Genomic DNA, 19,713 nt, shown 5'->3' with positions numbered 1-19,713 from the left:
TGCCTCAGACCCGCGCCGCCGTCACCGCTGCCGAACCCCAGGTGGTTCTCCAGCGACGCTTGACGTTCAGCAGGCCGAACCAGGCCAGCACGGCCAGCCCCGCGAACAGCCAGAGGCCCAACTGGTAATCGCCGGTGTTCTGCTTGATGGTGCCCAGCCCGGCTGCCAGCAAAAAGCCGCCGATGCCACCGGCCATGCCGATTAGCCCGGTCATGACGCCAATTTCCTTGCGAAAGCGTTGCGGCACCAACTGGAAGACGGCACCGTTGCCGGCACCCAGGCCAAGCATAGCTGCGACGAACAGCGCCAATGCGGCCCACGAACTGGGCAGATTGAAACCCACCGCAGCGATGCCGATCGCCGCCACCGCGTACATCACGGTCAGTGTGCGAATCCCGCCGAAACGGTCGGCCAGCGCGCCGCCCAGCGGGCGCATCAGGCTGCCGCCGAACACGCAGGCTGCGGTGTAGTAACCGGCAGTGATCGGGCTCAGGCCATACTGGTCGTTGAAATAGCCGGGCAGGGCGCTGGCCAGGCCGATAAAACCGCCGAACGTCACACTGTAGAAAAACATGAACCACCAGCTGTCCTTGTCACCCAGTGCCTTGAGGTAGTCCGCCACCGACTTGGGCTTGCTGCGCTCCGGAGCGTTGCGGGCCATCAGACTGAAAGCAATCAGGGTCAGCACCAGCGGGATCAATGCCAGGCCGAACACGTTGCCCCAACCGAAACTGGCGGCCAGCACAGGCGCGATCAACGCGGCCAGCACGGTGCCCGAATTACCTGCACCGGCGATGCCCATCGCTTTACCCTGGTGCTGGGGCGGATACCATTGCGATGCCAGCGGCAACGCCACGGCAAACGACGCACCGGCCATACCGAGAAACAGGCCCAGCAGCAGAACCTGGCCGTAGGTGTGAATACCCAGTTGCCAAGCCGCGAACAGCGCACCGATGACGATCACCTGGCCGATGATACCCGCGGTCTTGGGCGACAGCTGGTCGGCCAACAGCCCCATGAAGAAGCGCAACACGGCACCCGCCAGAATCGGCGTGGCCACCATCAGGCCGCGCTGTTGGGTGGTCAGTTGCAGGTCGGTGGCGATCTGTACCGCCATCGGGCCAAGCAGGTACCAGACCATGAAGCTCAGGTCGAAGTACAGAAAGGCTGCGAACAGGGTCGGTTTATGGCCGGCCTTCCAGAAGCTTGTATCCATTGGCACACCTCATCATCTGCTAGGGGTCAGTCGGGCCATGGCCGCGACACGGTTATTCCAGACGTTGTGGTGGAGTGTGTCGGGCGACTCCACCGGCCCCATCGCCGGGGCCAAACGCAAAAAACGCCGCCTCTCTGTCCGCTGAGGCGAAAAGAGATGAGCGACGTCTTTGTCGTAATCGGTGGTAGCCGCCGTTGGCTACCGGTGCCATTGCCCTAGCAATAGACGGGCCAAGCCAGCTGCACGCGGGTTAGCCGCACGCTGCAAGCGGCTTTGAGTGATTTCCAGGCAGCGGAAGCGTGCTGAACCATGACCCTGGATCGAGCGGTGGTCTGTCAAGGCGCTGCAAAAAAGGGCGTGCTGGCAAGCCAGAGTTTTGCCCCCTTCAGCACCTCCACCGAGTTGGTAATGAGCCGATACGGCGTCGCTTTATTGAGATGTTATTAAAGTTCAATGCGGGGGTTATTATTTCATGTGCCACCATTGGTGGTATTAATTGCTGTCACTATGATGCTGTTTCGATGTTGTTCGAGGTGGGTCTTAATATCGATAATACAACAAGTATGAATATTTATTAATTCGCGTATTACGTATATTGTCGTACGACGGCGCGGTGAATATTTAATTTACTTTGTGTCGCAACTCTGACAGCATCCGTTCTGCCGTCAATGACACGATCCGTCAATTAGAAGGTGATGCACTACTTCATCAGCGTGCCTGAAGTTCAAGGTCGTCTGTCAATTTCGATAAATGCTTACTTTGCAAAAAGTAATCGGTTACTCGCTCTTTTCTCGGCTTCCTGATGCCTGCACTGTGCGGGCACTAATGCGAAGCCTGCATTCAGATACAACTCGGCAATGCAAATGTACAGGCCGTGTTGTCTTCCTCTCCGCGCTGCTCCGAAGGGCGCCAATAAAGGATACATCATCATGAGTAATATCAATTACGCACCGACTGTCTGGTCCCGCGCCGATGCGCTGAAGGTCAACGAAAACGACCCGACCACCACGCAGCCGCTGGTCAGTCCGGACTTTCCGGTCATGAGCGATACCGTATTCATCTGGGACACCATGCCGCTGCGCGAGCTGGACGGCACTGTCGTCTCGGTCAACGGCTGGTCGGTGATCCTGACCCTGACCGCCGACCGTCATCCCGATGATCCTCAGTACCTCGGCGCCAACGGTCGCTATGACATCAAACGCGACTGGGAAGACCGGCATGGCCGGGCGCGCATGTGCTACTGGTATTCACGTACCGGCAAGGACTGGATTTTCGGTGGCCGGGTGATGGCCGAAGGCGTATCGCCAACCACGCGAGAGTGGGCAGGCACACCGATACTTCTGAATGACCAGGGCGATATCGATCTTTATTACACGTGCGTGACGCCAGGTGCATCAATTGCCAAAGTTCGGGGTCGTATCGTGACGTCCGACAAGGGCGTGGAATTGAAAGACTTTACCGACGTCAAGATTCTGTTTGACGCTGACGGTACGTACTATCAAACCGAAGCACAAAACTCGACCTGGAACTTTCGTGACCCGAGTCCATTCATTGATCCCAATGATGGCAAGTTGTACATGGTCTTCGAGGGTAATGTGGCGGGCGAGCGCGGTTCGCATACTGTGGGTGTCACCGAACTTGGCCCTGTACCGCCGGGGCATGAAGACGTGGGCGGTGCCAGATTTCAAGTAGGCTGCATCGGCCTGGCCGTTGCAAAAGACCTTAGCGGTGAAGAATGGGAAATACTTCCGCCGCTGGTCACTGCGGTGGGCGTCAATGATCAGACCGAACGGCCCCATTATGTTTTTCAGGACGGTAAATATTACCTGTTCACCATCAGCCACAAGTTTACCTACGCGGATGGCGTGACCGGGCCGGATGGGGTCTATGGTTTTGTCGGCGAGCACCTGTTCGGTCCGTACCGGCCAATGAATGCCTCCGGTCTGGTGCTGGGCAATCCGCCCGAGCAGCCCTTCCAGACGTACTCGCACTGTGTCATGCCGAATGGTCTGGTGACCTCGTTCATCGACAGCGTGCCGACCGAAGGCGAGGATTACCGTATTGGCGGAACCGAAGCGCCGACAGTGAGAATCCTGCTGAAAGGAGACCGCTCGTTCGTGCAGGAGGAATACGACTACGGTTACATCCCTGCCATGAAGGACGTCACGCTGAGCTGACCGATCACCCGTCGCTTCGGCATCAAGAACGCCTGCCTGTGCAGGCGTTCTTCGTTGAATCAACCCAGTAGCTCACTCATCGCGATGATCTGCTCAGCCACCTGAATCAGCTTTTGCTGACGACTCATCGCCTGACGCCGCATCAGGGTGTAGGCCTCTTCCTCGTTGCAATCCTTCATCTTCATCAGCAGCCCCTTGGCCAGTTCGATGCGCTTGCGCTCGGCCAGTTGCTGATCGCGGGCATGCAACTGGGCACGCAGCGCCTGATCACTCTCGAAACGGGCCATCGCCACGTCCAGAATCGGTTGCAGCCGTTGCGCCTGAATACCCTCGACGATATAAGCACTGACGCCGGATTTGATTGCCTGACGCATCACGCCCGGATCATGCTCGTCAGTAAACATCACGATCGGGCGAGGCTGGTCGCGACTGACCAGCACCACCTGTTCCAACACGTCGCGACCGGGCGATTCGGTGTCGATGAGGATCACGTCCGGGCGCACCGCTTCGACGCGGGCGGGCAGGTCGATGGTCAGCCCTGACTCATCGATCACATCGAACCCGGCTTCAGTCAGTGCAGATTTGAGACGGCCGACTTTTCGGGCTGTGTCGTTGATCAGCAGAATACGCAGCATGCTCACGTTCTCCGTCAACGACTGGCAACCGCTGGCGCGGAATCGGCCAGCGAGTGAAGTTTGAAGCTGCGTGCATAACCGGCCGGATCGCTGCCATCCCACACTTTGCCGTCGATCAACTGACTGCTGCGCAGGTTGCCAGCCGGCACGTCGATGCCCAGCGCAGTGGCCGCCTGACGGTACAGTGCCAGTTGCTGGACGCGGCTGGCGACGGTCAGGTAGTCCGGGTCTTCGCGCAACAGGCCCCAACGGCGGAACTGGGTCATGAACCACATGCCATCGGACAGCCATGGGTAATTGACCTGGCCTTGATTGTGGAACCTGACGGGGTGCGGGTCCTGCCAATGATTGCCCAGGCCGTCACTGTAATGGCCAAGCAGGCGCGGCTCGATGCAGTCCAGCGAAGTGTCCAGATAATCTGCGCTGCTGAGCAATTGCGCCGTGCTGTAAAGATTGTGCGGGTTCTGCTCGATGAAGCGGCTGGCTTCCAGCACTGCCATGATCAGCGCCCTTGCCGTATTGGGATTGCGCTCGACGAATTCGCGCGTGCAGCCGAGCACCTTGCCCGGATGGTCCGGCCAGATCGCCTGACTAGTGGCCATCGTGAACCCCAGTTGTTGCTGCACTGCGCTGGCGCCCCATGGCTCACCGACACAAAAACCGTCGATGCGCCCGGCCCGCAGGTGTTGCGCCATTTGCGTGGGCGGCACCACGACACTGTTCACGTCGTCGAGCGGGTGGATACCCTGGCTAGCGAGCCAGTAATACAGCCACATGGCGTGGTTGCCAGTCGGAAATGTCTGCGCGAAGGTCAGCCTTGTGCCGTTTTGGTGCGCGCGGTGGTCGAGCGCCTCAGGAGTGATCACCCCCGCTTGCTGCAATTCGCGGGACAGATTGATGCACTGTCCGTTCTGATTGAGGCCCATCAGGATCGCCATATCAGTCGCCGGGCCGCCGCCGATCCCCAGTTCTACGGCGTAGATCAGGCCGTACAGGCTGTGTGCCGCGTGTAACTGCCCGCTGACCAGCCTGTCGCGCAGCCCGGCCCATGAGGTCTGGCGCTTGAGGTTGAGGCTCAGCCCGTAAGGCTGGGCAAAACCTTGTGTCGCGGCGACGACCAGCGGGGCGCAGTCGGTCAACGCCATGAAGCCGATGTCGAGGCTGTTCATTTCCGGCGCGTCGCTGCCGGTTACCCAGTCCAGAGCATTGCTGGTTCTTTCAGTCATACCGCGCACTTCATAAAAGGCCCATCCAAAAAAAAGGCGTCGCCCGACCCGATGCCAATGCAAGGGGCTGAAGCGACGCCATTGTCGATGCACTGCTCCTTCGTCGCAGCGAGTGCCTGCCGCTGATTCAAGCAAGGCATATGCCAGCGTCACATGACAAGAAGTTTATCGCGCACCTCGCCTGCGCCGCCCGCACACGTCTATAATCGCCACCCTGAATTCAGCTGCTCACGAGCCCATTCCGCCATGTATAACCTGGCCCGCCAGTTACTGTTCAAACTATCCCCGGAAACCTCGCACGACCTGTCGCTGGACCTGATCGGCGCAGGCGGGCGGCTGGGGCTCAACGGCCTGCTGAGCAAGTCACCGGCGAACCTGCCGGTCAGCGTCATGGGCCTGGAGTTTCCGAACCCGGTGGGCCTGGCGGCCGGTCTGGACAAGAACGGCGCAGCCATCGACGGTTTTGCGCAGCTGGGTTTCGGCTTCGTCGAGATCGGCACTGTGACGCCGCGTCCGCAGCCGGGCAATCCCAAGCCGCGAATCTTTCGCCTGCCGCATGCCGAGGCGATCATCAACCGCATGGGTTTCAACAACCTGGGTGTCGACAATCTGGTGTCGAGGGTTCAGGCGGCCAGGTACCGTGGCATTCTGGGCATCAATATCGGCAAGAACTTCGACACGCCGGTCGAGCGCGCGGTGGATGATTACCTGATCTGCCTGGACAAGGTTTACGCGCACGCCAGCTACGTCACCATCAACATCAGCTCACCCAACACAGCGGGTTTGCGCAGTTTGCAGTTTGGCGATTCGCTCAAACAGTTGCTCGAAGCCCTGAGCCTGCGCCAGCAGGAACTCACGCAAGTGCACGGCAAGCGTGTGCCGCTCGCGATCAAGATCGCTCCGGACATGACCGATGAAGAAACCGTGCTGGTCGCGGCTGCGCTGATCGAGTCGGGAATGGACGCGGTGATTGCCACCAACACCACGCTCAGCCGTCAGGGCGTCGATGGCCTGCCGCATGCCGATCAGGCCGGTGGTTTGTCAGGCGCGCCGGTTCGGGAAAAAAGCACGCATATCGTCAAGGTGCTGGCCGGCGAACTGGCCGGTCGCATGCCGATCATCGCCGCAGGCGGCATCACCGAAGGCCGGCATGCGGCCGAGAAAATCGCTGCCGGTGCCAGTCTGGTGCAGATTTATTCGGGCTTCATCTACAAGGGCCCGGCGCTGATTCGCCAGTCGGTCGACGCCATTGCGGCCATGCCGCGCACAGCGGGCTGAATCCAGGGCAAAAAAAGGGGCTCTGCGAAAGAGCCCCTGGGCGTTAGCCCGCCGCCCGGGTCGGGCGTGCATGGTGCAGGTGTGAATCAGTCAATCATGTTGATGGCCCCGACAAGGGCCTGACAGTCTTTGATGTGAATCGCCTCATCCGACCGCGTGAAGTTCGTTGAGTCTGTGGATGCCCGCAGTGCCGGTCATACCGTCCCAGTTGTCGCCGCGTCCTTCGCGCCAGCCATTGATCCATGCCTGGCGTACTGACGGTAGAGTAAAAGGGCAAAGCTCACGGGATTTACCATGAACGCCGTATTGATATCCGCGTAAAAATGCTCTTTCCAACGGATCACGCTTAAGTCTTCTCATAGGGTAATGCCCTCGACTGTTGACTGTAATATCCCTGAGACCCCGTGATGAGGTCGGGCAGAATCTTCTGCCGTTGGTGCCCGCTGCCGGCGTGGCGGGCCTTGATGCCGTCACCGTTGCAGTGATGGCCTGAGTTGATTTCTAACCAAACCGCAGGTCGCTGGGAATGATCGTTTTGTCATAAGCGCGTCACATTATGATCTGTCGAGCAATAAGCAGCGGGGTGTCTCAAAGGTGATTTTTTACTCAGCCCTGTTGAAACGCGGTTTTGCGGGCGAATTGAGATCGCTTATCAACCTCAGGTAGTGGCTGTTTGCCTTACCTGCATAAGCGACGAAGGGTCATCAATCGCTCTGTAAAATGTGACTTTCCGAGGCGGGCTTTTTAGCGGTGCCTTTATTGCCGCCATTGCGGACCTCGATATCTGGTTTAATGTGCACCTTCACTGCCGCATTGATATGCCATGACAGGATCATGCGGTGGACCGGCACTCACGTGCCACGCAGGCGTTCTCCACGAAAGACGCCTGTTCAAATCTGGCAGGGCAATGCGTTGCCCGCCGCTGACGGCTCAGGCCCTGGAATACACATGTCGGATCGCTACGAACTTTTCCTCACTTGCCCCAAAGGCCTTGAAGGTCTGCTTGCCGAGGAAGCCACCGCGCTTGGCCTGCAAGAAACCCGCGAGCACACCTCGGCCATTCGCGGCTCGGCCGACATGGAGACCGCTTATCGGCTTTGCCTGTGGTCGCGTCTGGCTAACCGCGTGCTGCTGGTGCTCAAGCGGTTCCCGATGAAGGACGCCGAAGACCTTTACCACGGCGTACTCGATGTCGAGTGGCACGACCATCTCGAACCGGAAGGCACCATCGCGGTGGAATTCAGCGGGCATGGCTCGGGCATCGACAACACCCACTTTGGTGCATTGAAGGTCAAGGACGCGATCGTCGACAAGTTGCGCACGCCCGAAGGCGAGCGCCCGTCGGTGGACAAGATCAACCCGGACCTGCGTGTCCATCTGCGCCTGGATCGCGGCGAAGCGATTCTGTCGCTGGACCTTTCCGGTCACAGCCTGCACCAGCGTGGCTATCGCCTGCAGCAGGGCGCAGCGCCACTCAAGGAAAACCTGGCAGCGGCGATCCTGATCCGCGCCGGCTGGCCGCGAATTGCTGCCGAAGGCGGCGCGCTGGCTGACCCGATGTGCGGTGTCGGCACATTCCTGGTCGAGGCAGGCCTGATCGCCGCCGACATCGCGCCCAATATCAAGCGCGAGCGCTGGGGCTTCTCTGCCTGGCTCGGCCACGTGCCGGCGCTGTGGCGCAAGCTGCACGACGAAGCGCTGGCGCGTGCCGAGGCCGGCCTGGCGAAAACCCCTTCGTGGATTCGCGGTTACGAAGCCGACCCGCGCCTGATCCAGCCAGGCCGCAACAACATCGAGCGCGCTGGCCTGAGCGACTGGATCAAGGTTTATCAGGGCGAAGTCGCGACCTTCGAGCCGCGTCCGGATCAGAACCAGAAAGGTCTAGTCATCTGCAACCCTCCGTATGGCGAGCGTCTGGGTGATGAAGCCAGCCTGCTGTACCTCTACCAGAATCTGGGCGAGCGTCTGCGTCAGGCGTGTCTTAACTGGGAAGCGGCCGTGTTCACCGGCGCGCCTGATCTGGGCAAGCGCATGGGCATTCGCAGCCACAAACAGTATTCGTTCTGGAACGGCGCCTTGCCGTGCAAATTGTTGCTGATCAAGGTCACGCCTGACCAGTTCGTCACCGGCGAGCGCCGGACCCCCGAGCAGCGTCAGGTCGAGCGTGAGAACCCGGTCGAAGCCGAGGTGGTGGAGCGTAAACTTAACAAGAACGGCAACCCGATCAAGCCGGAACCGGTGGTGGTCGAGCAGGCGCGCCTGAGCGAAGGCGGGCAGATGTTTGCCAACCGCCTGCAAAAGAACCTCAAGCTGATGGGCAAGTGGGTGCGCCGTGAAGGCATCGACTGCTACCGCGTCTACGATGCCGACATGCCCGAGTATTCGCTGGCGATCGACCTGTACCACGACTGGGTGCACGTTCAGGAATACGCCGCGCCCAAGACCATCGATCCGGAAAAAGCCTCGGCCCGACTGTTCGACGCGCTGGCAGCCATTCCGCAGGCGCTGAACATCGACAAGAGTCGTGTGGTGATCAAGCGTCGCGAGCGCCAGAGCGGCACCAAACAGTACGAACGTCAGAGTGCGCAGGGGCAGTTTCTGGAAGTCAGCGAAGGCGGCGTCAAGTTGCTGGTCAACCTGACGGATTACCTGGACACCGGCCTGTTTCTCGATCACCGCCCGATGCGCATGCGTATCCAGCGCGAGGCCGCGGGCAAGCGCTTCCTGAACCTGTTTGCCTACACGGCTACGGCCAGTGTGCATGCCGCCAAGGGCGGTGCACGCAGCACCACCAGCGTCGACCTGTCACGCACCTATCTGGACTGGGCACGGCGCAACCTGTCGCTCAACGGTTTTTCCGACAAGAACCGTCTGGAGCAGGGGGACGTGATGGCCTGGCTGCAGGCCAATCGCGACGAGTACGAGCTGATCTTCATCGATCCGCCGACGTTCTCCAACTCCAAGCGCATGGAAGGTATTTTCGATGTGCAGCGTGATCAGGTCGAACTGATCGATCTGGCGATGGCGCGTCTGGCCCCGGGCGGTGTGTTGTATTTCTCCAACAACTTCCGCAAGTTCGTGCTCGATGAAAACCTCAGCCAGCGCTATGCGGTCGAAGACATCACCGCGCAGACCATCGACCCGGACTTTGCCCGCAACGGCAAGATTCACCGCGCCTGGAAAATCATGGCGCGCGCTTGATCCGGAAAAACCGGGCGGTGAACTGATTTGTCGTGCCTTTGTACAAGTTTGTTCATCGTCCACTAGGCAAACTACTGGCGAGTAGCTATAAAAGATCAATAGCCAGCTTGACGCTTCAGTTCGTTGGCGTCATGAGTTTCTGTCTATGACCGCTAAACGTTTCAGACTCAGAATTCTGAGTTTTATCAATGGTCAGCGCTCTGCATGGCTGGTAGCGGTTCTGGCTTTTCTGATCGGCATTGCACTGACCGTCATGCTGGCGCTGGCGGACAACGAGCTGTATCAGCGTCAGGTCCACCAGCGTTTCGACATGCTTGCAGCAGAGCGCTTCAGCCGTCTTCAGGAGCGTCTGGACCGGCAGGTTACCCGGCTGGACACCCTGAGCCGCTTTTTCATCTTTTCCCAGCGAGTCGAGCAATCGGAGTTCGACGGCTTCGTCGCGCCATTACTGCTGGGCACCCAGGCGTATGCCTGGACCCCTCGCGTCACCAGAGAAGAGCGGGCTGCGTTCGAGGAGCAGGCGCATGCGGACGGTATTACCGATTACGCCATACGCGAGATGACCGACAGCGGCGCGCTGAAAATTGCCGGTGTGCGCAATGAGTACTTCCCGGTGCGCTTCCTGCAAACCGTTAGCAAAACGCCATCGCCATTGGGGTTCGATATTGCTTCGGAGCAGGTGCGCCGCTCTGCGCTGGAACGTGCGCGCCTGCTCAAGCGAATTGTCGCCACGCCGCGCATTCGCTTGCTGGATCCGCCCGACGCCTACGGTATTTTGCTGGTGGCGCCAGTGTTCTCGTCTGGCCGGACCCCAGCGCAGCTGAACGGGTATGTGACGGCGGTCATCAGCCTGGCGCAATTGATGAATGTGGGCACCGCAGAGCAGGACAACCTGGCGGTGACCATGCAGGACCTCAGTTCGCCGGCCAGACCCGAGCCGGTCTACCAGTCGCCGGTGGCTGCCATCCACAACAGGCTGTACGCCAGCAGCCTGCTGAGCCTGGGCGACAGGGATTACCTGATCGAGGTTCGCCCGACGCAGATTTTCAACCTCAGCAATCAGATCATGATGCCGGGCCGGGTCCTGTGGCTGGGCGGGCTGTTGAGCCTGATGCTCAGCGCCTTGCTGTACACCCTGATCAGCCAGCGTCAGCGCGCCTTGCAGCGTGTTGCGCAACGTACCCGCGAGCTGCGCCAGCGTGAATTGCAACTGCGCGCTGCGCACGGGCAGTTGCGCAACGTGCTCGACGCCGCGACCGAAGTGGCGATCATCGCTACCGATCTGGACGGGTTGATCAACATGTTCAACGTCGGCGCGGAGAAGATGCTCGGTTACCCTCAGGAACAGATCCTGGGCAAGTTCCACCTCATGGACCTCTATCAGTCCGCCGAGCTCGAAGCCCGCGCCAGCAGCCTGAGTCGGGAGCGCGGGCAGCCGATCAGCGCCGCCCAACTGATGTTCCTCGACGCGGTACAGGATGGAACGCATCCGTCGCAGGAGTGGACGCTGCAACGCAGTGACGGCAGCACGCTGGTGGTGGATATGCTGGTCACTGCGGTGCGTGACGACCAGGGGCTGTGGACCGGCTATCTGGCCGTGTGCATCGACGTCACCGAGCACAAGCGCGTCAACCAGGCCCTTGCCGAGCAAGGACAGTTACTGAAAAAGCTGGGTTCTCAGGTGCCTGGCGGTATCTATCAATACCACTTGGCGACCGATGGCAGTGCGCGTTTCAGGTACGCCAGTGCGGGCATGTGCGAACTGTTCGAGGTGGGCGAGGCTCAACTGCTCGGCGACGCCGATGCAGTGATGCGCCGTATTGAGCCGGCCGACCTTGCCCGGGTCAGGACCTCGATTCTTGCCAGCGCAAGGCACCTCACTGCCTGGAGCGAGGAGTACCGGGTCGAGCTGCCACGCAAGGGGCTGCGCTGGCTGAGCGCGGCCTCCACGCCGGAGCGGCTGGCCGATGGCAGCGTGTTGTGGCACGGGTTTGTGTCCGATATCACCGACCTCAAGCGCGTCGAGCAGGAGTTGCGAGCGCTGTCGGTCACCGACGTACTGACCGGCGCCTATAACCGGCGCTTTTTTCAGGATCGCATGCAGGCCGAGCTGAAAAGGATCGACCGGCATGGGGGTGACCTTTCGATCATCATGCTCGACGTCGATCACTTCAAGCGTATCAATGACCGTTTCGGGCATGCTGCAGGCGACCAGGTGCTCAGGTCGATTTCGGAAAAGATCAGCCAGCGACTGCGCAGCGACGACGTGTTCTGTCGTCTGGGTGGCGAAGAGTTCATGGTGGTGTGCCCGGGCACGCGAAGCGCACAGGCTTATCAACTGGCCTTGAGCCTGCGTGAGGCATTGCGCAATCAGGTTATCGAAGGCGTCGATCATGTGGTGACGGCCAGCTTCGGGATCGCGAGCAGGCGTGCGGGCGAGGGCATCGACGCCATGCTGCTGCGCGCCGACTCGGGCGTCTATGCAGCGAAGCAGGGCGGTCGTGATCGCGTCGAGCCGGAGCAGCTTTGACTGGATGGCTGAGCCCGGCAGAATTTGAAACAGGCTGATCCGACATGAACAGGCCCGCTGCACGGCGGACCTGTTCGGGTGTTGCGATTCTACTGTTGCTGGATCGAAACCGTGGTGTTGGCCAGTTTGGGCTGGCGGTACAGGTCGATCAGCACTTCGTCCAGAATCGACGAGGCACCGAAAGGGCGCGGGTCGTTGAGAATCGCCACGACCGCCCAGGTATTGCCGTTGCTGTCGCGGCTGAAGCCGGCGATGGCGCGTACTGTGTTCAACGTGCCGGTCTTGATGTGGGCTTCGCCGAGCAGCGGAGTACGCTTGAGGCGTTTACGCATCGTGCCATCGAGCCCGGCCAGCGGCATCGAACTCATGAATTCGGCGGCATATGGGCTGCGCCATGCGGCTTGCAGGATGACCGCCATTTCGCGGGCACTGACGCGTTCTGCGCGAGACAGCCCGGAACCGTTTTCCATGACCAGATGCGGCGCAGTGATGCCTTTTTTCGCCAGCCACTGACGGATCACGCGTTGTGCAGCTTTGCCGTCGTCACCGTCGGCTTCGTTGCGAAACTCTTCGCCGAGGCTGAGGAACAGCTGCTGGGCCATGGTGTTGTTACTGAATTTATTGATGTCACGGATGACTTCCACCAGATCGGGTGAAAATGCTTTGGCGAGCAGCTTGGCGTTGCCAGGCAATACGCCGACGCGGTCCTTGCCCAGAATGGTGCCGCCCAGTTCCTGCCAGATGGCGCGAACTGCGCCTGCTGCGTAGGTCGGGTGATCGAGCAGGGACAGGTAAGTCTGCGAGTTGCAGCCGTTGCCCAACTGACCGGTCACGGTCACATTGACGCTGCCGTCCGGTTGCGTCACCGGGTTGTAGCGCACGTCGCCGGTGCATTGTTTCGAGGCAACCGCCTTGACCTGGTTGTCGATGCGAATGGTGGCAATCGGCGGCTCGACCGACACCAGAATTCGGCCGTCATCGTTGCGCGTCACGAAACGCAGGGCCTTGAGGTTGACCATCAGCGCGTCGGGCTTGACCAGAAACGGCTTGTTGTCATCGTTGCCGTCATCGTTGAACACCGGCAGTTGCGGCTGGACGAAGTGGCTGCGATCCAGTACCAGATCGCCCGTCACCTGCTGCACACCGTTGGCCCGCAGATCACGCATCAGCAGCCAGAGTTTTTCCATGTTCAGCTTGGGGTCGCCACCGCCCTTGAGGTACAGGTTGCCACGCAAGACGCCGTTGCTCAGAGTGCCGTCGGTGAAGAATTCGGTTTTCCACTGGTGGGTCGGGCCGAGCATTTCCAGCGCGGCGTAGGTGGTGATCAGCTTCATGGTGGAAGCCGGATTCACCGACACATCGGCATTGAATACGGTGGGTGTACCCGGACCGTTGAGCGGCAGCATGACCAGCGAGAGCGCATCATCGCCGAGTTTGCTAGCTTTCAGGGCCTGTTGAACCTTGGGTGGCAGGGTGGTGTTGATGACGGCAGCGTGGGCGGGGAGCGCCAGTGGCAAAAGCAGCGAAGCGAGCAGCAGTGGACGGAGCGACTTGATCATTGAATAAAACCCTACCGTAAAGAGGGAAATAAAAAAGAGGGCATGGATGAATTCCCCCGGTAACTATTCTATAACTCGATAATGCTGTTCGATGACTATAGTGAACGCGCAGGAAATGTTCGTGATAAGTGAGAATGCGCGGCGAACGAGCGGCATTATGCCCCAAGCGGGGCAGGCGTGTGATGGGGGCAGGTGCTCAAGTGAGAATTTTTTTGCGCACCCTTGCTCAGGTGCCGGTCAGAACATGCTGCATCTGCAACCCGCAGCAATTGTCGGGCATTTAAGTCGTCAAGCTGGTAAAGTGCCGCCCGGTATTTATTGATGAGGATTGTCCCATGGCCACTAACCGCTCCCGCCGTCTGCGCAAAAAACTGTGTGTAGACGAGTTCCAGGAATTGGGTTTCGAACTGAACCTGGACTTCAAGCAAGAGCTGGATGACAAGGCAATCGACGCTTTCCTCGACGCTTTCCTGAAAGAAGCGATGGAAGCCAACGGTCTTGGTTATGTGGGCGGCGGCGACTTCGGTCTGGTTTGCCTGAGCAAGCGTGGCTCGGTGAGCGAAGAGCAGCGTGCTGCTGTCGAAGCCTGGCTGAAAGGCCGCAGCGAACTGACAGAAGTCACTGTCAGCCCGCTGATCGACGTCTGGTACCCGGAAAAAGAAATCAACCCGGCCGCCTGATGCAAGAGGGAGCAGGCCCGTGCCTGCTCCCTTTCGTTTTTACGCTTCTTTCGCTACGCCTTCCGCTGTTCTCTTCTCTTTGCTGTTTGTGCTGTGTCAGCCTGATGCCGCCCTCAGCGCTGTTGCGCTTTCAGTGCCTTCTCAAGCTCGCTCATCGCCAGGTCCAGCGCTTCATGGCAGGCCTTCAGTTGCGTCTCTGACCCTTCCTGCTCGCATGCGTGTTCAAGGTCATCACAGGCCTGACTGACTTTGTCGGCATTGATAATCCGTGCAGCGCCTTTGATCCTGTGGGCCATTTCACTGATTTTTCTGCGATCGCCATCGCGCAGCAGGTCGGCAAGCGTCAATTGATCATCCTTGTTGCTGGACAGCAACTGAGCGATCAGCCGCTCGACCATTTCCGGACGATCACCGGTCAGACTGCTGATACTTTGCAGGCTGAACGGCTTTGCTTTGCGCGGCAGCGGCGTCAATTGCGCCAGTTGCTCGTTGAGGGTCTTCAGGCTGATGGGTTTGAACAGGCAATCATCCATGCCGGCGTCCAGGCAGCGCTGGGTTTCCTCGTGCTGGGCATTGGCGGTAAAACCAAGCACTCGGCAGCGTGGCAGGCTGTCGGCAAGCTCGCGGGCGCGGATCGCGCGCGTCAGGTCGTAGCCATTCACGACCGGCATATTGCAATCGGCGACCACCAGATCGAAGTCCCCGGCCAACCAGCGTTGCAGCCCTTGGGCGCCATTTTCGGCCATTTCGCAGTGATGACCGAGGAAACCGAGTTGCTCGCACAGCAGCAGTCGGTTGGCAGGGTGGTCATCCACGACGAGGATGTTCAGAACCTGCTGCGCCTGCTGCACGGCAGGCAGGGCGGCAGGCTGACTGGCCAGTGGCTCGAGCGTGGTCAGCATCAACTGCATATTGATTCGAGTACCGATTCCCGGCTCACTGTCGAGTGACAGGCTGCCGCCCATCATCGTGCACAAGCTGCGGCAGATCACCAGCCCCAGGCCGGCGCCGGTTCTGGCCATCTGACCGGTGTTGTCAGCCTGGGCGAAGGGTTCGAACAGGCGTCGCTGATCCTCGACGCTGATACCGATGCCGCTGTCCTGCACGGTGAGATGCACATGCAGTTGTTGTGGATCAGGCGTGTCGGGGGCCTGCAGACTGATCTTCACCTGCCCGCAGCGGGTAAATTTGATCGCGTTGCTGACCAGGTTAGACAGGATCTGCTTGAACCGCAGCGGGTCGATCAGCACGTCGGTGTTGATCCGGCTGTCCAGTTCCAGCACCAGGTCGAGGTCTTTCTGGCGCGACAGGCCGTCGAACACCCGCACCACTGACTCCGCCAGCTGGCGCAGGTTGGCGCGTTCCGGATTCAGCGCCAGCCGCCCGGATTCGATGCGTGCGATGTCGAGAATATCGCCGATCAGGTCCAGCAGCTCGTTGGCCGAGCCGTTGGCCACTTCAATGGCGGGGCGATCCAGCTCGCCGTGATCAGCGCGTTTGAGTGCCAGTTCAAGCATGCCGATCACCGCTATGATAGGCACAGTATTATGATTTGAAAATCTATCAGGGGGCGGTGTCAGTGCAGAAATTGGCTTTTTCTTACGTTCGGTTTTCCAGTCTTAAGCAACGCCATGGCGATAGCCTCAAGCGTCAGACGGACATGGTTGCAAATTGGCTACTGGCAAACCCTGAATACAAGTTAAGCGGAGAGACTAGCTACCAAGACCTAGGGAGACGCTGATTTATTCTAAAACCCAGCTGTTGCCCCCAGATAAATCAAGGCCTCCAGAGCGTTGCAGGGACGAAAAATCGAATAAATCAGCGCCTCCCTAGGCAAATCAGGCTTTAGTGGTGCGCACCTCGACAATGCTTTCGGTCGTCTTTTAGCAGCGATAGAAAACGGCGCTATCCCTAAAGGCTCTGCCATCCTGATTGAACAGATAGACCGTGCAGGACGTATGGAGCCAATGGAAATGCTCCCTCTACTCTCCCGCATTGTGAACGCTGGTGTTGACCTTGTGACACTGGACGACGGAATCACATATGACAGAGCATCAGTGAACAGCAACCACTTGTTCCTGCTCGTCGCCAAGGTACAGCAGGCACACCAGTATTCTGACTCCCTAAGCCGTCGCCTTAGAGCTGCCTATCAGACCAAGCGAGCTAAAGCCGCTGCTGGGGAAGGTGCTACCAGACGTATGCCACTCTGGATCCGGGACGGGAAACTGCGTGACGATATCGCACCATTCGTCACTCAGGTTTTTGAAGACTATGCGGCGGGTATTGGTGAGCGTCGAATTCTTGGAAGGCTCAAAGGACAACATCCAGAATTCGAAACGATCAGTCCTTCGACCTTCCGCCGCTGGCTGAGAAACCCTGTGGCCGTTGGACGCTGGAATGACATTGAAGACGTGTGGCCCGCCGTGGTGAGTAAAGAGCTTTGGTTTCGTGTACAGAAGCGACTGACTGATGGCGTTAAACCCAAAGCTGCCTCATCCAAATATTTGCTATCAGGTCTGGTTAAGTGTGCTCGGTGCGGTAAAAACTACTGTGTTGGCGGACAAAAAGGAGCATTGACGATGCTCTGTGTGAGCCGCCACAGGTTTGGTTCTAACGCAGGTGGTTGCACGAATAAACGATCCATCCCCTACGCCGTGTTTGACTTCATCAGGTCACAGACGGCACATGCCGCATTAGTAAGGGCATCACAAAGCCAGAATTTGACAGCAAGTGAAAAGCGTCAGATTGAAATCGATGGAGAGCTAATCGAGTTGCGTAAGCAGTCATCCCATGCGGCTGAAGGTTTGGTGCGCTATGGGATGGTGAAGGAAATCACGGATGTTCTTGATCGTGTCACAGACCAGATTGACCGGTTGGAGAAAGAGCGTGTAATGCTCCAGGCAGTGCCAGCCCCAGCAACGCTTGACGACATGATAGACGTGGAGAATGACCTACTTGATGATGATATCGTGAAGCTGAATGCGCTTTTGCAAGGCGTAGGCTACGAGATGGTTGTGGATGATCGTACAATCGTCGTGTGCGAAGCCAGCGTATTCAGCACGCTTCAAAGTCAAACTTATAGATACCTTGGTGCGGACCGTGTCACTGGTACTTATAAAGTGACTGCTAACGATGAAGTGCTCCATCACCTGCCTAATCTTGATTCTAAGGTGCAGCAAGATGAATACGCAAAGTTTCTGAAGCAAGAGGCTCGTTACGAGTCTGGTGAGCTGAAACGAGAGATTTATCGCTTGTAGCAAAGCTACTTGCACCGCCACCTCGGTAGTGGCAAATTGACGCAAAACAACATGGAGCAACAAGAATGAAGGGTATCGTAATCTCTGTAGTCAGCTTTTTCGTATGGCTAATGCTGATAATCTCGACATTAGGGAAGGTCTGAAAAAGCCTTTTCTTCAAAAGTCGAAGCCAGTAAATACAGGCGCTCCAGCCCGGTTCCTCTCCAAAAAAATGGGCTTTTTCAGAGGATACTTAGTGGGCTTTGGCTTGGGCAGTGCGTCCGGACATGAAATTTTGGGGGCGATTGCTGGGTTTGGTATTGGGTGCTTCAGTGCTGGATTCTGGTTCTTGCGGGGGGGGGCATTGATTCTACACGCCCCGCTTGCCGGGCTCCTACAGTGAATATGCACTCAGGGTCGATTTTCTGACGAATTCCCACCCCCGCGCCGCGAGAGTCATGCACTTGAGGGTGTTCTCTGATTCAGCTCAGGGAAAAATAATGTGGCTCGCCTGAAGCTGGAGTTTAAGAGACACCCTCTTAACAGCTGACGAGGGTGAGAATAGTTCTCTTTATTAATTTTAAAATAACCAAAGGGGTTGCTTGAAATAGGGTGGCTGACTCGGACGCAGGTGGGCATGAGGCTCAGATCAGCCAATCAGATGATGGTGTCCTCATGTCTGTTCAAGGGTGGACCAGTCAACTGTGGGGTGTTGATTGTTGGAGCACCTTAGAAGGGATAGCACCCTGTGCTCAGGCACAGAGGGTGCCGCACCGTGGCGGGCAAGGATTCTTGAAGGGTGGATGCTCATAGGCTGCTCGCCTTGAGGGTAGAACACGGTTAACTTGCACTCAGGTGTAGGCTGAAGCCCTTACAGGACGTGGCCTGTAGATAAACTACTCTTTAATCTCGGTATCACGTACACACCTACCTGTGGGGGCTTTCTCAACCTTTTGAGGCATTCTTTGCACGTTGAACTGTGGAGGGGTTGACGCCGAGTTCAGCGGCGACAACACGGACAGACTTACCAGCACTCAGCAGGGCCAGGATCGCAGCATCATCCACGGTCTTCACTCGACCTTTGTAAACTCCTTTCTCCTTGGCCTTCGCGATACCTTCCCGCTGGCGCTCTTTCATCACCTCTCTTTCAAACTGGGCAAAGCTGCCCATCATGTTCAACATGAGTTTCTGCATAGGTGAGTCGTCACCAGTGAACACCATAGATTCTTTATGGAAGTGGACGTGTACGCCCTTTGCGTTGAAGTCGGCAACGATCTTGAGAAGGTCAGCCATAGAGCGTGCTAGACGGTCAATCGAATGCACATGAACAACATCTCCTGCGCGTGCCCAATCGATCATGGCGAGCAACTGAGGACGGTTTGTGTCGGAGCCTGACAGTTTGTCAGTGAACACCTTGTCGAAGGTCATGCCGTCAAGTTGACGATCAGTGTTCTGATCAACTGTCGAAACTCGGATGTATGCAATGTTGGTCATGTCAGGGTCTCTGTATGCTTATGACTCTAGATGCGATCAGTTTATCTGTATGCATTGCTAAATTCAACCCTAATGCACACGACTCTGTGAGTTCTGGCGTATGCACGGAGCGTATGCCGTAGACCCTGCCCTAAAGCACACGGCTGACCTCGGACAACTGGATATCTACCGAATCCTTAGTAATTTTCTTGACTTTTGAATTTATAAGATTGATTGGAATTAATGAGAAAATAGGAATATTTCTTATTTGGATGCATGGTGAAAAAGAATTGACAGGATTTCAAAAAACTGAGTCTAACCAGCAGGTCCTTGTCGAAATCTGTCAGTTCTTGCGTTTTTATAGTAAAAGAGAGAGAGCGATAGCAATTTGCTTAGTAATACTGATGCCTGTCAAAGCTCGCCAAGTGCCACAATCCCTTGAAAAAGAATCTTCACACAAGGGTTTGGACCAATGAAAACGGGGGCTTGGAGGAAGTGCTAC

13 protein-coding genes and 1 pseudogene are annotated in these 19,713 nt (G+C 58.0%); 7 read left to right on the top strand and 7 right to left on the bottom strand.

All coding sequences use genetic code 11. From position 1 onward, the window contains the following. Positions 1 to 4: 4 nt before the first annotated feature. On the bottom strand, positions 5 to 1,216 hold the full coding sequence (locus BLT55_RS11195) for a nitrate/nitrite transporter (RefSeq protein ID WP_054087232.1): 1,212 nt from the start codon (positions 1,214 to 1,216) through the stop codon (positions 5 to 7). A gap of 929 nt (positions 1,217 to 2,145) precedes the next feature. Here BLT55_RS11195 and BLT55_RS11190 point away from each other — a divergent pair. Next, positions 2,146 to 3,393 carry a glycoside hydrolase family 68 protein gene (locus BLT55_RS11190; RefSeq protein WP_054999555.1) on the top strand — a complete coding sequence of 416 codons (1,248 nt, stop codon included), beginning with the start codon at positions 2,146 to 2,148 and terminating at the stop codon, positions 3,391 to 3,393. A 59-nt stretch (positions 3,394 to 3,452) separates the two neighbouring features. Here BLT55_RS11190 and BLT55_RS11185 read toward each other — a convergent pair whose 3' ends face one another. Together BLT55_RS11185 and BLT55_RS11180 are read right to left on the bottom strand one after the other, a co-directional pair. Next, entirely contained in the window at positions 3,453 to 4,028 is a 576-nt protein-coding gene (locus BLT55_RS11185; protein WP_054999554.1) for an ANTAR domain-containing response regulator, read from the bottom strand. Positions 4,029 to 4,042: 14 nt separating this feature from the next. Next, positions 4,043 to 5,254, bottom strand: a complete 1,212-nt coding sequence (locus BLT55_RS11180; protein WP_054999553.1) for a CmpA/NrtA family ABC transporter substrate-binding protein — start codon at positions 5,252 to 5,254, stop codon at positions 4,043 to 4,045. Positions 5,255 to 5,500: 246 nt separating this feature from the next. Between BLT55_RS11180 and BLT55_RS11170 the strand changes: the two genes are divergently transcribed. Continuing rightward, the gene (locus BLT55_RS11170; protein WP_054999552.1) at positions 5,501 to 6,532 is read left to right on the top strand and encodes a quinone-dependent dihydroorotate dehydrogenase; all 1,032 of its coding nucleotides are present in this window, start codon (positions 5,501 to 5,503) and stop codon (positions 6,530 to 6,532) included. Between the two features lie 144 nt (positions 6,533 to 6,676). Here BLT55_RS11170 and rmf read toward each other — a convergent pair whose 3' ends face one another. Further along, positions 6,677 to 6,892 (bottom strand): ribosome modulation factor, encoded by a 216-nt coding sequence (gene rmf / locus BLT55_RS11165; RefSeq protein WP_002553055.1) that lies wholly within the window; start codon positions 6,890 to 6,892, stop codon positions 6,677 to 6,679. Positions 6,893 to 7,480: 588 nt separating this feature from the next. Here rmf and rlmKL point away from each other — a divergent pair. Both rlmKL and BLT55_RS11155 read left to right on the top strand, forming a co-directional pair. Next, entirely contained in the window at positions 7,481 to 9,733 is a 2,253-nt protein-coding gene (rlmKL, locus tag BLT55_RS11160) for a bifunctional 23S rRNA (guanine(2069)-N(7))-methyltransferase RlmK/23S rRNA (guanine(2445)-N(2))-methyltransferase RlmL (protein WP_054079413.1), read from the top strand. A gap of 145 nt (positions 9,734 to 9,878) precedes the next feature. Beyond that, the gene (locus tag BLT55_RS11155; protein ID WP_054999551.1) at positions 9,879 to 12,263 is read left to right on the top strand and encodes a sensor domain-containing diguanylate cyclase; all 2,385 of its coding nucleotides are present in this window, start codon (positions 9,879 to 9,881) and stop codon (positions 12,261 to 12,263) included. 89 nt (positions 12,264 to 12,352) lie between these two features. Here BLT55_RS11155 and dacB read toward each other — a convergent pair whose 3' ends face one another. Beyond that, a complete protein-coding gene (gene dacB, locus BLT55_RS11150) occupies positions 12,353 to 13,822 on the bottom strand; it encodes a D-alanyl-D-alanine carboxypeptidase/D-alanyl-D-alanine endopeptidase (RefSeq protein ID WP_054999550.1) in 1,470 nt (489 codons plus the stop codon). Between the two features lie 335 nt (positions 13,823 to 14,157). Here dacB and BLT55_RS11145 point away from each other — a divergent pair, with 335 nt between their 5' ends. Continuing rightward, positions 14,158 to 14,502, top strand: coding sequence for a YggL family protein (locus BLT55_RS11145; RefSeq protein WP_054999549.1), 345 nt, complete (start codon positions 14,158 to 14,160; stop codon positions 14,500 to 14,502). 113 nt (positions 14,503 to 14,615) lie between these two features. Here BLT55_RS11145 and BLT55_RS11140 read toward each other — a convergent pair. Continuing rightward, positions 14,616 to 16,058 (bottom strand): annotated as a pseudogene (locus tag BLT55_RS11140) (ATP-binding protein); the annotation flags it as partial. A 261-nt stretch (positions 16,059 to 16,319) separates the two neighbouring features. Between BLT55_RS11140 and BLT55_RS11135 the strand changes: the two are divergent. Continuing rightward, positions 16,320 to 17,759: a recombinase family protein gene (locus BLT55_RS11135; RefSeq protein WP_223862732.1), complete on the top strand. Its 1,440-nt coding sequence runs from the start codon at positions 16,320 to 16,322 to the stop codon at positions 17,757 to 17,759. 924 nt (positions 17,760 to 18,683) lie between these two features. On the opposite strand, the gene BLT55_RS11125 is transcribed toward BLT55_RS11135, so the two are convergent. After that, positions 18,684 to 19,232, bottom strand: a complete 549-nt coding sequence (locus tag BLT55_RS11125) for a recombinase family protein (protein WP_053486452.1) — start codon at positions 19,230 to 19,232, stop codon at positions 18,684 to 18,686. A gap of 188 nt (positions 19,233 to 19,420) precedes the next feature. On the opposite strand from BLT55_RS11125, the gene BLT55_RS31975 reads away from it, so the two are divergent. Then, the gene (locus tag BLT55_RS31975; protein ID WP_139206386.1) at positions 19,421 to 19,687 is read left to right on the top strand and encodes a hypothetical protein; all 267 of its coding nucleotides are present in this window, start codon (positions 19,421 to 19,423) and stop codon (positions 19,685 to 19,687) included. Positions 19,688 to 19,713: the final 26 nt, after the last annotated feature.

Origin of the sequence: Pseudomonas cannabina, assembly GCF_900100365.1 — a bacterium.
GTDB lineage: Bacteria > Pseudomonadota > Gammaproteobacteria > Pseudomonadales > Pseudomonadaceae > Aquipseudomonas > Aquipseudomonas cannabina.
This window is presented reverse-complemented; position numbering and strand designations above follow the sequence as displayed.

What these genes read in the sequence shown, in the direction of transcription:
- BLT55_RS11195 (WP_054087232.1), bottom strand. Translation starts at nt 1,216, where the DNA reads ATGGATACAAGCTTCTGGAAGGCCGGCCATAAACCGACCCTGTTCGCA.
- BLT55_RS11190 (WP_054999555.1), top strand. Translation starts at nt 2,146, where the DNA reads ATGAGTAATATCAATTACGCACCGACTGTCTGGTCCCGCGCCGATGCG.
- BLT55_RS11185 (WP_054999554.1), bottom strand. Translation starts at nt 4,028, where the DNA reads ATGCTGCGTATTCTGCTGATCAACGACACAGCCCGAAAAGTCGGCCGT.
- BLT55_RS11180 (WP_054999553.1), bottom strand. Translation starts at nt 5,254, where the DNA reads ATGACTGAAAGAACCAGCAATGCTCTGGACTGGGTAACCGGCAGCGAC.
- BLT55_RS11170 (WP_054999552.1), top strand. Translation starts at nt 5,501, where the DNA reads ATGTATAACCTGGCCCGCCAGTTACTGTTCAAACTATCCCCGGAAACC.
- rmf (WP_002553055.1), bottom strand. Translation starts at nt 6,892, where the DNA reads ATGAGAAGACTTAAGCGTGATCCGTTGGAAAGAGCATTTTTACGCGGA.
- rlmKL (WP_054079413.1), top strand. Translation starts at nt 7,481, where the DNA reads ATGTCGGATCGCTACGAACTTTTCCTCACTTGCCCCAAAGGCCTTGAA.
- BLT55_RS11155 (WP_054999551.1), top strand. Translation starts at nt 9,879, where the DNA reads ATGACCGCTAAACGTTTCAGACTCAGAATTCTGAGTTTTATCAATGGT.
- dacB (WP_054999550.1), bottom strand. Translation starts at nt 13,822, where the DNA reads ATGATCAAGTCGCTCCGTCCACTGCTGCTCGCTTCGCTGCTTTTGCCA.
- BLT55_RS11145 (WP_054999549.1), top strand. Translation starts at nt 14,158, where the DNA reads ATGGCCACTAACCGCTCCCGCCGTCTGCGCAAAAAACTGTGTGTAGAC.
- BLT55_RS11125 (WP_053486452.1), bottom strand. Translation starts at nt 19,232, where the DNA reads ATGACCAACATTGCATACATCCGAGTTTCGACAGTTGATCAGAACACT.